General features: G+C 68.5%; 12 protein-coding genes. 7 read left to right on the top strand and 5 right to left on the bottom strand.

Annotated features, from left to right (window positions below):
* Nucleotides 1–38: 38 nt before the first annotated feature.
* The 5 genes from AC0VYD_RS26145 (at nt 39) to abc-f (ending at nt 3,983) form a co-directional block, all read left to right on the top strand.
* Entirely contained in the window at nt 39–281 is a 243-nt protein-coding gene (locus AC0VYD_RS26145; RefSeq protein ID WP_473037397.1) for a hypothetical protein, read from the top strand.
* Between the two features lie 383 nt (nt 282–664).
* Nucleotides 665–829, top strand: a complete 165-nt coding sequence (locus AC0VYD_RS26150) for a hypothetical protein (protein WP_017545737.1) — start codon at nt 665–667, stop codon at nt 827–829.
* 18 nt (nt 830–847) lie between these two features.
* Nucleotides 848–1,357 (top strand): PH domain-containing protein, encoded by a 510-nt coding sequence (locus AC0VYD_RS26155; RefSeq protein ID WP_475477955.1) that lies wholly within the window; start codon nt 848–850, stop codon nt 1,355–1,357.
* 224 nt (nt 1,358–1,581) lie between these two features.
* Nucleotides 1,582–1,812 (top strand): hypothetical protein, encoded by a 231-nt coding sequence (locus AC0VYD_RS26160; protein ID WP_475477956.1) that lies wholly within the window; start codon nt 1,582–1,584, stop codon nt 1,810–1,812.
* 488 nt (nt 1,813–2,300) lie between these two features.
* The gene (gene abc-f / locus AC0VYD_RS26165) at nt 2,301–3,983 is read left to right on the top strand and encodes a ribosomal protection-like ABC-F family protein (protein ID WP_475477957.1); all 1,683 of its coding nucleotides are present in this window, start codon (nt 2,301–2,303) and stop codon (nt 3,981–3,983) included.
* Between the two features lie 127 nt (nt 3,984–4,110).
* Here the strand turns inward: abc-f and AC0VYD_RS26170 are convergent, their stop codons facing one another.
* Nucleotides 4,111–5,655 carry an MFS transporter gene (locus tag AC0VYD_RS26170; RefSeq protein WP_475477958.1) on the bottom strand — a complete coding sequence of 515 codons (1,545 nt, stop codon included), beginning with the start codon at nt 5,653–5,655 and terminating at the stop codon, nt 4,111–4,113.
* 38 nt (nt 5,656–5,693) lie between these two features.
* Here AC0VYD_RS26170 and AC0VYD_RS26175 point away from each other — a divergent pair, with 38 nt between their 5' ends.
* Nucleotides 5,694–6,149 carry a MarR family winged helix-turn-helix transcriptional regulator gene (locus AC0VYD_RS26175; RefSeq protein WP_475477959.1) on the top strand — a complete coding sequence of 152 codons (456 nt, stop codon included), beginning with the start codon at nt 5,694–5,696 and terminating at the stop codon, nt 6,147–6,149.
* On the opposite strand, the gene AC0VYD_RS26180 is transcribed toward AC0VYD_RS26175, so the two are convergent.
* Complete coding sequence (locus AC0VYD_RS26180; protein ID WP_475477960.1) at nt 6,146–10,021, bottom strand: replicative DNA helicase; 3,876 nt, start codon at nt 10,019–10,021, stop codon at nt 6,146–6,148. The two genes, AC0VYD_RS26175 and AC0VYD_RS26180, sit on opposite strands and share 4 nt — an antisense overlap.
* A gap of 347 nt (nt 10,022–10,368) precedes the next feature.
* Between AC0VYD_RS26180 and AC0VYD_RS26185 the strand changes: the two genes are divergently transcribed.
* Nucleotides 10,369–11,718 (top strand): MATE family efflux transporter, encoded by a 1,350-nt coding sequence (locus AC0VYD_RS26185; RefSeq protein WP_475477961.1) that lies wholly within the window; start codon nt 10,369–10,371, stop codon nt 11,716–11,718.
* Nucleotides 11,719–11,773: 55 nt separating this feature from the next.
* Here AC0VYD_RS26185 and AC0VYD_RS26190 read toward each other — a convergent pair whose 3' ends face one another.
* The 3 genes from AC0VYD_RS26190 to rpsR form a co-directional block, all read right to left on the bottom strand.
* Nucleotides 11,774–12,607 carry a peptidoglycan recognition protein family protein gene (locus AC0VYD_RS26190; RefSeq protein ID WP_475477962.1) on the bottom strand — a complete coding sequence of 278 codons (834 nt, stop codon included), beginning with the start codon at nt 12,605–12,607 and terminating at the stop codon, nt 11,774–11,776.
* A 178-nt stretch (nt 12,608–12,785) separates the two neighbouring features.
* Complete coding sequence (rplI, locus tag AC0VYD_RS26195) at nt 12,786–13,232, bottom strand: 50S ribosomal protein L9 (RefSeq protein WP_452543029.1); 447 nt, start codon at nt 13,230–13,232, stop codon at nt 12,786–12,788.
* Between the two features lie 27 nt (nt 13,233–13,259).
* Nucleotides 13,260–13,496 (bottom strand): 30S ribosomal protein S18, encoded by a 237-nt coding sequence (rpsR, locus tag AC0VYD_RS26200; protein WP_013155832.1) that lies wholly within the window; start codon nt 13,494–13,496, stop codon nt 13,260–13,262.
* Nucleotides 13,497–13,533: the final 37 nt, after the last annotated feature.

The raw sequence follows: 13,533 nt of genomic DNA on the forward strand, positions 1-13,533 counted from the left end.
CGCCGTGCTGTTCCGTCCTCGCAGCCCTAAGGAGTGAGATGCCCGAGAACCCCTCCCCCTCGACAACCCAGGCCAACCGCGACCCCCACTTCAGCCCAGTCATCAGTCGCCTGTCCTCGGAGTTCTCCGGCGTGCACAACTCCTCCACCGTCTCCCGATGCGTGGACGCGGCCAGACACGGCGCCCAGGACGTGACCGGCCGGGCCACCCCAGACCTCGTGGAGCGGATCGCCCGCCAGCACCTCCAGGTCCTGGCCCTGGCCTTCGCCGAACAGCACTGAGGGCCCGCCCCCGTTCCGGGCGGGTTTCGGGCCTGCATTTCCTTCCGCTTCGGAACGCGAAGAACTTGCTCCCCCACTGTCTCCCGCCCCGAATCGGCGGTCCTTCCACCGGCACCCGGCGGCCGCCTCCAGTACGGCGACACGGAACCAGAGCGCTCCCCGTCCTTCCTTCCACCCCTCTGACCTGCACCTGAAAGGAACCCCTTTTCCGGACCACCATTCACGTGGTCACCAACACCACCGGAACCGGACACAGCCCGCAAGAGCCGAACGTCCGACATACCGCCACGCCGAGGGTGCGCCCCAGGCTTTACGGGCATGATGGTCGATGGAACAATCACTGCTGGGTTGGTGGGTCAGGTGGATTCCAAGGGGAGTCAGTCGTGGCGAAGTTGAAGAAATGGGGCGGTTACGCGCTCATAGGTTTCGTGGCTTTTTATCTGCTCACGCAACCAGAAAGCGCGGCCGGAGTGATCCAGAGCGGACTGGATCTCCTGGTGGGCGGCGCTGAGTCGATGTCCCGGTTCGTCAACACGCTGCTGTCGTAGCCGGATGGATCGGGTGTCATGAAGCTCGTCGCCTCGAGCAATGCGGCTCCAGCGTCAGTCAACCGCTATCTCCTGCCCCATGAGCAGGACGTCGTGACCATCCGTCGGCACCCCGCGGTCCTGATCGGCCCGGTGGGCGCGGTCCTGGCGGCCCTGGTGCTCGCGGCGATCCTGAGCAGGACGATGGGCGCCGACAGCACCGCGACCCTGGCCGTCATCTGGTGGCTCTGGCTGCTCGTGCTGGTGTGGTTCGTGTGGCGGGTCGCCGAGTGGTCGGTCGACTACTTCGTCATCACGTCGGCACGACTACTGCTCACCACGGGGCTGATCACCCGACAGGTGAACATGATGCCGCTGGGCAAGGTCACCGACATGCGGTTCGAGCGAACCCTGGTCGGCCGTTTCCTGGGCTACGGAACCTTCGTGATGGAGTCCGCCGGTCAGGACCAGGCACTCAGCCGGATCTCCTTCATCCCCTACCCCGAGCAGCTATATCTCGAGGTCGTGGGACTGATCTTCAAGGAGTAGCCGGGCCTCCGGCCCCGAGCACTCAGGGAGCACCCGTCCAGGTGGCGGGTGCTTCTCCGCGTTCCGGGCAGCAGTGGTTCCCATCCCGTTCACCTTCCGTTCACCTTTGGGGCCACAGGGCCCACAAGTCCCAGCCCAGCCGCACCGGCCAACAGGAGCGGATTGACTTAAAGGTGAACATAGGGTTAACTTAGCCCATCTGATAAGGAAACGAGGAGGGCTTCATGGCACGCAGCACCGAACCCGGGCCGCACCTCACTCGCTCCGTGACCACCCCTCGGCGCACCCGGTCCGATGCCACGAGCCGCCGACTGGCCGGCCTGGCCCCGGAACCCGCGCTGGTCCCGAAGCCGCGCGAGGACGCCGACACGACCACTTCGGAGCACCCGATCATGCACTGGGTCCTGGTCACCGACGACAACGGACGCACCCGGCCCGAGGCGCGCTGGCTCTAGCCCCAGCCCCCGCCGGACGAGACACGGAGGGTCGCCCGCAACACGCGGGCGGCCCTTCGCCATGCCCGGCGAAGGGCTCTCGTGGTCACTTCCCGAAGCCGCCTCATCGCTATGTCGACAAATCGGCAAGGCAATAAATGCTGTTTCGGATGCCCTTATAAGGGCCAGACAGCGGGAACTCCGAGTGACACCCGTCTCACTCAGGTGCTGTTGACGCCTAATAAAACGAGACGTATCGTCTCATCCATGAGGCTCTACTTCTTCCTGTGACCCCGCGCCGGACGCCCGCGTTCCGAGCAGCCCCACCGCGACCGCGGTTCCGGGGCGGCTCCGTCGGCGTCAGCGCACCGCGGTCGTGTACGGACAGCCTCGTACCCCCCCTGTTTCGGTCCTTGCCACAGCTGTGTTCGCACATCCGAAACCCCAGGGCTCTCCCGGTCGATCCGCGGCACCGAAAAGAACCGGCACCCACGGACCAGGAGAACCGCATGCTCGGTACACGACTCCGACACCGATCCCAACTCGCCCTCAGCGAGATCAGCAAAAGGTACGGGGACCACACGGTCCTCGACCGCGTCAGCCTCACCGTCAGCCCGGGCGAACGCGTCGGTGTGATCGGGGACAACGGGTCCGGCAAGAGCACCCTCCTGCGCCTGCTCGCGGGCGAGGAGGAAGCCGACAACGGAGAGCTCACCGTCCGGACCGCCGGCGGTGTCGGCTATCTGCCGCAGACCCTGGAGGGGGTCTGCGGCGGGGTGCCGCACGGAACCGTCGGCGACGCGATCGACGCCGCGCTCCGGGACCTGCGCGGGCTGGAGTCCCGGATCCACGCGGCCGAGGTCCGCCTCGGCGCCGCCTCACCGGAGGAGCTGGACGCCTACGGCGACCTCCTCGCCGAGTTCGAGGCGCACGGCGGCTACGGCGTCGACGCGCGCGTGGACGCCGGACTGCACGGCCTGGGCCTGCCGGGCCTGGGCCGGGACCGGCCGCTGCGCACCCTGTCCGGCGGGGAGCGTTCGAGGCTGGCCCTGGCCGCGATGCTGGCCGCGTCGCCCGAACTCCTGTTGCTGGACGAGCCCACCAACGACCTGGACGACCGGGCGGTCGCCTGGCTGGAGGACCGGCTCCGGCGGCACCGGGGCACCGTCGTCGCCGTCACCCACGACCGGGCCTTCCTGGCCGGGGTGACCGACACCGTGCTGGAGGTGGACGCGGACACGCGCCGGATCACGCGCCACGGCAACGGGTACGACGGATTCCTCACCGCCAGGGCCGCGGCGCGGGCCCGCTGGATTCGTGAGTACGGGGAGTGGAGACACGAACTGGCCAGGCAGCGGAGGCTGGCCGACAACCACGTCGCCGCGCTGCGCGCGATCCCGCGCAAGATGGAGAAGGCCGCCTTCGGGCACGGCGCGTTCAAGATGCGCGGTGCCGCGCACGGCGCCATGGGCCGGATCCGCAACGCCAAGGAGAGGATGGAACGACTCACCGAGAACCCGGTGGCGCCGCCGCCGATACCGCTCCGGATGGCCGCCGAGTTCACCGGCCCCCGTGCTGAGGGGAAGGCCCCGGAGGGGTCCGCCCCGATCGCCGAGCTGGAACGGGTCCGCGTAGACCACAGGCTGGACATCGGTGCCCTGTCCCTGGCCCCCGGCGAACGGGTACTGGTCACCGGACCGAACGGGGCCGGGAAGACCACCCTGGTCCGGGTCCTGTCCGGGGAGCTGGCACCGGACACCGGCCGGGTCGCCCTACCGGGCCGGATCGGCCTCCTGCGCCAGGAGGACGCCCGGGTGGCACCGGGCCGGACCGTGCTCGGTGCCTACGCGGCGGGGAGACCGGGGAACGCGGAGGAGTACCGGGACGAACTGGCCTCGCTCGGCCTGTTCCGGCCCGCGGAACTCGACCAGGAGGTGGTCTCGTCGTCCGTGGGCCAGCGCCGCCGGATCGAGGTGGCCCGGCTGACCTCGGGCGCACACGACCTGCTGCTGTTGGACGAACCGACCAACCACCTCTCCCCCGGGCTGGTGGAGGAACTGGAGGAGGCGCTGTCCGGGTACACGGGCGCCCTGGTCCTGGTGACGCACGACCGGATGATGCGTGAGCGCTTCCGCGGCCGCCACCTCGAACTGCACGGGGGCGCCCTGATCGGCGACTCCGAGCGCGCGTGAAGTCGACGTATCGCTTTGTCGACATTTTGGTTCGCACATAAGTCGACTTATGGATTGACCGATACAACGGGGCGTGACCGTGCTGGTCACGCCCCGTACCCGTGGGCCGCCGTTCACCGGATCCCGTTCACCGGGGCGCCCCACTGGACCGGCCCGGGCTCGCGGCGGTGCGCCCCAGGGCGAGCGCGACAACCCCTGCCAGCAGCGAGACCACGGCCAGAACCCAAAATCCGGCATGGGTACCGGCCGCCGCGGCCGCCGGCGCGGAATCACCGTTATCCAGGCCGGCCGCCGCTGCGGCGGCCGAGACCGGGGCGACGACCGCCAGCCCGACCCCGGCTCCGGACTCGTTGAAGGTGTTGAGCAGCCCCGAACCGACCCCGGCGTGCGCGGCCGGAATCGGGGCCGAACCGAAGGTGTACAGCGGCACGAACATCGTCGGCAGACCGAGCCCGAACACCGCCAGCGCCGCGATCACCACGGCAGCCCCACCGGTTCCCGGAGCGGTCCCGACGAGGATCACCGCGATCGAGGCCGCCTGAACGAGGACCCCGGCCAGGTGGACCCGGGCCATCCCGATCCGAGCCGCGAGGCCGGGGACCGCGAACGCCGAGATGAGAGACCCCAGACAGAGCGGCAACAGTGCGAACCCGGTCTCCAGCGGGGACATCCGGTGGACCGTCTGGAGGTGGTTGCTGGACAGGTACAGCGCTCCCAGCATGAGCGTCGCGGCCAGCAGCAGACCGAACCCGGCCCAGGCGTAGGCCGGGGTGCGCAGGAGGAACACCGGCAGCAGCGGGTCCGCGCTGCGGTCCTGGTGTCGGAGCAGCAAGGTGAGGAGCACGGCGGAGGAGACGAGCGCGACCCACGGCCACGGTCGGCTCAGGCCCTCCTGGAGTTCGATGAGTCCGAAGCACAGCATCCCGATCCCGAGTGTGGCGGCGACCGCCACGGGCAGGCGCAGCCTGGTCCCCGCCGCCCCGGGCATCGGAGCAAGCCAGGCGAACGAGGCGGCGACCACCGCGAGGACCACGGGGATGTTGACCAGGAACGCCCACCGCCAGGACAGGTACTCGACAACGACCCCGCCCAGGACCACACCGAGCACCGCGCCGATGACGCCCAGACCGCTCCACACCGCCAGGGCCGTGTTGAGCTGGGCCGGTACACGGCCGTAGACGGACACGATGACGGAGAGCGCCGAGGCCGAGAGCACCGCGGCCCCAGCTCCCTGGCAGAGGCGGGCCGCGACGAGAACGGATTCCGTGGCGGCGACTCCACAGACAAGCGAGGCCGCACCGAACAGGACGAGTCCGACGAGCAGTGCCCTGCGGCGCCCGAGAGCATCGGCCAGACGACCGCCGAACAACAACAGCGCGCCGTAGGTGAGGACGTAACCGCTGATCGTCCACTGCAGCGCGGTGGCCCCGGCCCGGAGGTCGCGACCGATCGACGGGAGCGCGACGTTGACGATCGTCGAGTCGAGCATGACAAGCATCTGCGCGATGCCGACGATCGCCAGTGCTGACCATGGGGCTCTGGCCGTCACCGGGTCAGGCGGGAGAGATGCGGTTTTCGAGGAGGTTCTGTCGGTCATCGTGCGGACCTTTCCCGGCGGGGGCGAAGCGCGGCTTATATGCTCGCGCATATTGTTTCGACCGACAGGGTACATGCCCGGGCATACAATAGAGGCGGGAGAGAGGAGAACCAGTGACGGCACCCCGTGAAACAGAGGCGGCGGCCCACCGCGCCCTCGGAACCTGGCTCGGCATCGCCCGCCCCGTCGAGGCGGTCAGCACCCGTATCGAGGCCGAACTCGGCGAACAGCACTCCCTCTGCCTGAGCGCCTACGAGATCATGGCCCACCTGATCGGGCACCCCGGCTGGACACCTCTGGCAGAGGTGTGTCGGGCGGTCGGCCGCTCACAGCCCCGCATCTCCCGCCTGGTCACCCAGATGCAGGACCAGGGGCTGGTCGACCGCGAACGCGTGGCCGGCGACGGTCGCGCCTTCCAGCTCAGGCTCACCGACGAAGGACACCGCGTCCACTCCGAGGCCTCTGCCACCCTCGTCCGGACCCTGGAGGAGGCGACCCGCGAACACCCATCGCTCGCCGAGCTCCTCCCCCGCCCCGCGACCGGATCCGGCGCCGTGTCGACGAACTAACCCGGCGCCATGTCGACGAATCGGCTGTAGTGCCCCTGGAAGGCGACGGTCACGTCGGCGGTCGGACCGTTACGGTGCTTGGCCACGATGATGTCGGCCTCGCCCGCGCGCGGGGACTCCTTGTCGTGCACGTCCTCGCGGTAGAGCAGGATGACCATGTCCGCGTCCTGCTCGATCGAGTTGTGGACGCTGATGCCGTTCGCGACGAAGTTGTGCGTACCACCGACCGTCGCGTCGAACACCTCGCGTTCACCCAAGGGCTCCACTTCGGCCACGGTGTCCCAGAAGACATCGTTAGTGGCGAGCAGGTCCATCTCCGCGTCCCCCAGGACCGAGGCCACCCGGGACAGCCGTGTCCGGCTGGGCGAGCGCTTCCACATCGCACTCCCGCAGAACTTCGTTTTCATCTCCGTGGCGAACTGGCGATGGGTCATCCCCCGATCCGCGATCCTCTCGCGCACCTGCCCCCAGACCTCGGCCGGAACCGTGTCCAGGTTGGTGTTCGAGGCACGATCGGCGAGGCCGGTGACGCATTCGGCGAGCCGCTCGGACCGGGCGCCATGACACCCGACCACCTCGGCGAAACGCCTCTGTTCGTCCGCGCCGTAAACGTCGAGGGTGTAGGCGACCCGGTACTCGCCCTTACGCACCTTCTTGATCCGGCTCATGATGTCCAACCGGGCGAGCAGACGTGCCACGTCATCCACGAGCCGACGGCTGGTGGTCGCGTAGTAGATCCGTGCCTGACCGCTCTTCTTGTTCCAATAGGCGGATCCGTCGGTTGCCCAAAGGTGCCTGAGGAAGAGCGCTATCTGTTCGTTCGAGAGGGTGAAGACCTCCTCGGGCACGAACTTCTCGTGACTGCGCAGACCGAAGAGGCCCAAGCCGTCAAGCCACTTCGCGATGGGGTTGCGCTTTCCGTGAGTAAGACGGAAAGGGGCAGGAAGTCTGAGCGTGGTCGTCCGAGCTGCGGCGTACTCATCTCGCACCGCGGCGACACCGAAGTGCTGCGCGGCCTCGGCCACCACAGCGAGGTTGTCCTCATCGGTGTTCGCGTAGCGAAGGGGCTGGCGTCGCACGAACGAACCATCGCCGATGAGGTGGGCCAACATGATGACCTCGGCTTCAGGCCACGCCCTCAGCGCCTCCGGCTTCGGGACACTTCTGGGCACAGCGACCCGATCACCGACGGACAGCTTCTCCAATGCCTCCCAGCCATCGAACGCAAGGAAGGGGTGGTTTCCCGAGGCGATCACCTCCCGACCAGAGGTCAACCTGAGCCGGAAGACCTCTTTCACCCCGCTCGAAAAGACGTGGGACATGGTGCGGGGCACCATGCGGAGCCGTTCGTCGAGCGACCAGACAGGAATTTCCCGCTCTCCGCTCTCGTAAAGCTCCCCCAACGTCGTCTCGGCGCCCGTGTCAGCTCGGAGGATCCGGGTCTGTGCCACCAAGCAGCCCGACTCGCGAAGATCCGACACCTGCGGGCGTTTGTCGGTGCGCTGCTCGGGACCACGGTTGAGCTGGGACAGCGCCACCACGGGCACCTCCAGCTCCTTGGCCAACAGCTTCAGCGAACGCGACATCTCCGAGACCTCCTGCTGACGGCTCTCCACCCGGCCGGGCGAGCTCATCAGCTGGAGGTAGTCGACGATCACGAGCTTGAGGTCATGCTGCTGCTTGAGGCGGCGGCACTTGGCCCGGATCTCCATCATCGACATGTTCGGGGAGTCGTCGATGAACAGGGGCGCACTGGCCACCTCGCCCATCCGTCTGGCCAGCCGCGCCCAGTCCTCGTCGGTCATCAGGCCCGAACGCATGGTGTGCAGGGGCACCCGCGCCTCCGCCGAGAGCAGGCGCATGACGATCTCGTTGCGCCCCATCTCCAGGCTGAAGAAAACGGACGTCATCTCGTTCTTGATGGACGCGGCACGCGCGAAATCCAGGGCCAACGTGGAGTTGTGGGTGGGCACCATCGACCGTGTGGCGAGGAAGAGGTGATCCGGGTGATCGACCTGGACACACCGCACGGGAACACTGTCGACCGGGCGCACGTCGGTGATGAACCTCGACCCGGTTCGCGAGTAGGAACGCCCCTCGGATCGTTCACGGTGTACGGCCTTCTTGCGTTCGGTCCCGAAGACCTCCCGCTCGGATCCGAAGGTCATCGTGTAACAGGTGGAGCTCTCCTCGGTCCGCCCCTCGACCCTCTTGGTCGACAGGCCGGTGCGATACCCCAGGCTGTGTGCGAGCTCCCGGAAATCCGTCGCCAGGCGCTTGTTGGTGACGGCGAACTGCACGGACCCGCTCGTGTTGACGGTTCCGTCGCTGTCCAGAAGACCGGCGAGAAGTGCTCGCCGCTGAGCGACCGAGGATCGCAGATAGTCGGTGGGGATGTGTTTGTTTCCCAGGACACCCAGGGTCCGCAGCAACGCCTGGACGCTCCCGTGATCAGCGATGCACTGACGGCACCGGGACCTGGAGAAACAGGGTCGGCCGCAGTCGGGGCAGCTGGTGTGCGGAACCGGCTCGGACACGAAACGGGCCCTGCCTCCGCAGGACTGCCCGCAAGTACGTACATGCGGCAGTTTCGGAGTGAAACCGGCCCCGCAGACGACGCAGGTCCTCTCTGCGGTCTCGATCTCCTCGGTCGGGAGGAAGACCCCGTAGACCCCCTCCGTCCGGCCAACCGGTTTGGTCACCAGCCCTTCTGCCTCGATGTTTCCGAGGACCTCCAGGTCGTTGGTGGTGATCCGTGCTGCTTGAGAGGCGCCGTCGCCCAGCCACATACCCAGGAAATAGGGCGGCAGCAGCAGTTCCCGTTCAGGCAGGTCCAGAGGTCCGGTGTTGTTCACCGAGTGGTTCAGCCTACGGTCAGCGGTCTCCAGGCGCACTGTGCGAGCGATCTCCGCCGTGGTGCGGACACCTGGCAGAACCTTGGGGGCGGTCCCCCTGGCCCGTGCCTCCTGCGCCGCTCGACGTGTGGCCCGCGTGTCGGTCAGCCACTGGTGTTGGGCGTCCGCGACCACCACGGTGCCGTCGTCGAACGTGACCTCGTAGCAGGGCCGGTCCCGCATCACGTCCGTCGCAGCGACAACACGGGTGGGGCTGCCGTCGGCTGCGATGAGTTCGTCGCCGGCCCGGACTTCACCCATCGTGGTCCACCCGCCCGGGGTCGGCAGAGGCGTGTCCAGGGCCAGGGCCTTTCCCACGGCCGGCCTCGCGGCGATGATGACCATCTGCCCGGGGTGCAGGCCGTTGGTGAGGGCGTCGAAGTCGGCGAAGCCGGTGGGGACACCGGTCATGCTGCCGTCGTTGGCTCCGATGGCCTCGATCTCGTCCAGGGCGCCCGGCATGATGTCGCCGAGGACCACGTAGTCCTCGCCGGTGCGCTTCTCCGCGACCCGGTAGATCTCGGCCTGGGCGTGGTCGACGAGGTCGTCGACCTCTCCGTCCCCCGCGTAGCCGATCTGCGCGATCCGGGTGCCGACCTCGACCAGGCGGCGCAGGACGGCGCGGTCCGAGACGATCTTGGCGTAGTAGCCCGCGTTGGCCGCGGTGGGGATCGCCTCGGTGAGGGTGTGCAGGTACGGCGCCCCGCCGACCCGGGTGGCCTCGCCGCGCTTGGTCAGCTCCGCGTTGACGGAGATGGCGTCGACGGGTTCGCCCCGGGAGAAGAGGTCGACCACGCTGTCGTAGATGATCTGGTGCGCGGGCCGGTAGAAGTCCGCCGAGCGGATGATCTCGACGACCTGGGTGATGGCGTCCTTGGACAGCAGCATGCCGCCGAGGACGCTCTGCTCGGCCTGGATGTCGTGGGGTGGGGTGCGCTCGTATCCGCCTTCTTCAGGTGGTTGTCCAGCGACGCTCACGAACTTCTCCCCACACCGGCCGCGTGCGTCGGCCCGGGTCGGACCGACCCTTCCAGGATGCCCCATCCCGGACGCCGGGGGCGCCGCCCGGCACGCCTGTGGACAGGCCTCTACCACCACATCCGGAGCCATGTGCGGCATTGCGCGCACAGGTTATGCACATCACCTGTGGATAACTTTGCCGCGAACCGTCAACAGCCCACCTGAACTGCGAAAACATGGGCCATGGGCGGGACGTGCAAGATGTCTCACAGGGTGGCTTTCCACAGGTTATCCACAGGCTTCGGCGACCCTGTGGAAAAACCCACAGGGAAGGTCGAACGCCTGTCCGGTACTGTGGCTCCGTCATGGCCACACTCCTCTCGGCTGCCCCCTTCCGGCACCGCCACGACCGCGAGATCTTCGCCCTCGCCGTCCCCACGTTCTTCGCGCTCATCGCCGAACCGCTCTTCCTGCTCACCGACGCCGCGATCGTCGGCAGCCTGGGCACCCGGGCGCTGGGCGGGCTCGGGGTCGCCGGCCAGGTCCTGCTGACCCTGGCCGCGGTGTGCATCTTCCTCGCCTACGGGACCACCGCAGCGGTGGCCCGCAAGTTCGGTGCGGGCGACATCCCCGGCGGCATCCGGGACGGGGTGCACGGCCTCTGGCTCGCGGTCCTGCTGGGAATCGCCGCGATCGGGATCGGCTGGCCGCTGGGCCCGTGGATGGTCGATCTCCTGGGCGCCTCCCCCGAGGTCGCGCCGTACGCCCTCACCTATCTCCGGATCAGCCTGCTGAGCACCCCGTTCCTCCTGGTCGTGATGGCCGGGACCGGGGTGCTGCGCGGCCTCCAGGACGCACGGACCCCGCTGGTGGTCGCGGTGGCCTCCTACGCCGGGAACGCGGCGCTGTGCGCGGTCCTCGTGTTCGTGTTCGACTGGGGCATCGCCGGTTCGGCGTGGTCGACGGTGGTCGCGCAGGGAGCCGGCGCGTTCTGGTACACGGCCGCCATCGCCCGGTCGGCGCGGAGCAGGGGCGTCTCCCTCCTGCCGACCGTGTCGGGCCTGCGCACCTCCGCTTCGGCGGGTTTCGCGCTGTTCCTGCGCAGCGTGTCCATGCGTGTGGTGGCGCTGGTGACGACCGCCGTCGCCGCCCGGCTCGGCGACGAGTCGATCGCCGCGCACCAGGTCAGTTACAACATCTGGGCCCTGCTGGTCTTCGCGATGGACGCCATCGCCATCGCCGGGCAGTCGATCGTGGGGCGCTACCTCGGCGCCGGAGACGTCCGGGGGACCAGGGACTCCACCCGGCGCATGGTCGAGTGGGGCGTGATGTCGGGCCTGGTCTTCACCGTCCTGGTGTTCCTGGTGCTGCCCTGGGCCCACGTCCCCTTCACCTCGGACCCGCAGGTGGCCACGCTGATCACGGCCTCCCTCGTGGTGGTGGCGCTGATGCAGCCGCTCAGCGGGGTGACCATGGTGCTGGACGGCGTCCTCATGGGCGCCGGAGACCAGCGCTACCTGGCCTGGGCCTCCCTGTGGACGATGCTCGCCTTCCTGCCGTTCGCCCTGGTCCTCCCCCGGCTCGCCGTCTCCGACGTGTGGGGGCTGGTGGGGCTGTGGACCGCGTTCTCCGTGTGGATCCTCGCCCGCGCCGTCACCCTCGGCCTGCGTGCCAGGGGCGAGGCCTGGCTGGTCACCGGAGCGACCAGGCCCTGAAGACACGGAACCGCCCCTGCGGCGGAGAGCAGGGACGGTTCCGGGGGCTCCTCGGTCAGGTGGTCGTGTCGAGCTCCCCGATGGCGGGGCCGTGGTAGAAGGTCGCGACCCGTTCGGACCGCGGAACGGTCGGGTAGCTCGGCAGCTCTTCCAGGGTCAGTTCCTGCCCCACGTGCCTGCTGAGGTGTCGGAGCTGTTCGCGCAGCCTGCTCCGCACGTCGTCGCGCAGCTCGGGCAGCATCGAGTAGAGCTTGTCGCCCGGGCAGCTGGTGGCGTTGTAGTCGCGGTGTCCCACGATGGCCTCCTGCGGGTCGAGGCGGTACACGAGGCACAGCCACGCGCAGGTGTCGACCAGGGAGGACATGAGCGCTCCGGGCGGGCTCGCCGAGGTGTAGGTCCCCTCGTTCTCGATCCCGATCGTGTGCGAGTTGTGGTTCGCGGTGTGCGCCCCGAGGACGTGGCCGCCGTCCCGGACCGCCTGGAGCGTCCTGTCCCGCCCCTCCATGATGTGGCCGCCGCGGCTGATCGTCAGTTGCTGCCCGGTGTCGTTCCACCCGTTGTGGTCCATGTGGTAGCGCTGGATGGACCGGGACAGTGCGGCGGCGTGGCTGGTGGAGGTGTCCGACACGTTCCCGGTCGCGGTGTGGTGGACGACGATGTGGGTCGGCCCCTGGCCCAGTACCTGAACCGCCCTCCTGGGCGCACGCGCCCCCCAGTCCGCCCGGGTGTAGACCTTCGGTATCGCGGCGGCGGTGGCCGGTGCTGCCGGCGACACCCCCAGTGCGCCGCCGAGGAGCACTCCTCCGGCGGCCAGAGCGGTTCCTCGCAGCATCGTCCTGCGGTCGACCGCCCCGGGGCGGTCGGTCTCGGGTCGTCTCTCAACGGCCATCGGTATGCTGTCCTCTCCGTGCGGAGCGCCGCGGGACGCGACGCGACACAGAGAACACGTTAAGTTACAAAGAGTAACCAAAGGGTTGTTTTCACAGCCCGGGCGTGTTCCACAGACGCAGCAGGCCCCGCCCCTCCAGAGGAGGGACGGGGCCTGGAACCGGGACGGTCGACGCCTGCTAGGCGCCGACGATCTCCAGCTTGATCGTCGCGGAGACCTCGGGGTGCAGGCGGACCTGGACCTTGTAGTCACCGACGGACTTGATCGGGTTCTTGATCTCGATCCGGCGCTTGTCCAGCTCGGGACCGCCGGCGGCCTTGACGGCCTCGACGACGTCCGCGGGCGTGACCGAACCGAACAGACGACCACCCTGGCCCGCGCGCTGCTTGAGGCGCACGTTCAGGGCACCGACCCGGCCGGCGACCTGCTGGGCCTCGTCCAGGGTGCGGATGTCACGCGCCTTGCGGGCGCGCTGGATCAGGTCGATCTGCTTCTGACCGCCACGGGTCCACCGAATGGCGAACCCGCGGGGCAGCAGGTAGTTGCGACCGTAACCGTTCTTCACCTCGACGACATCGCCGGGGGCTCCGAGACCGTTGACCTCGTGGGTCAAAATCAGCTTCACGACAAAAACCTCCCTCGGATATCGCCGCTAGCGAGCGGTGCTGGTGTAGGGCAGCAGGGCCACCTCGCGCGCGTTCTTGATCGCGGTCGCGACGTCGCGCTGGTGCTGGGTGCAGTTGCCGGTCACCCGACGGGCACGGATCTTGCCGCGCTCGGAGATGAACTTACGGAGAAGCGTGGTGTCCTTGTAGTCGATGTAGGACTGCTTCTCCTGGCAGAAGAGGCAAACCTTCTTCTTGGGCTTGCGCGCTGCCGGCTTAGCCATCGTGGTGCTCCTTCGCAAGAGCCCCGGGGTCCTCCCG

This window comes from Nocardiopsis sp. iso_40 (assembly GCF_056173285.1).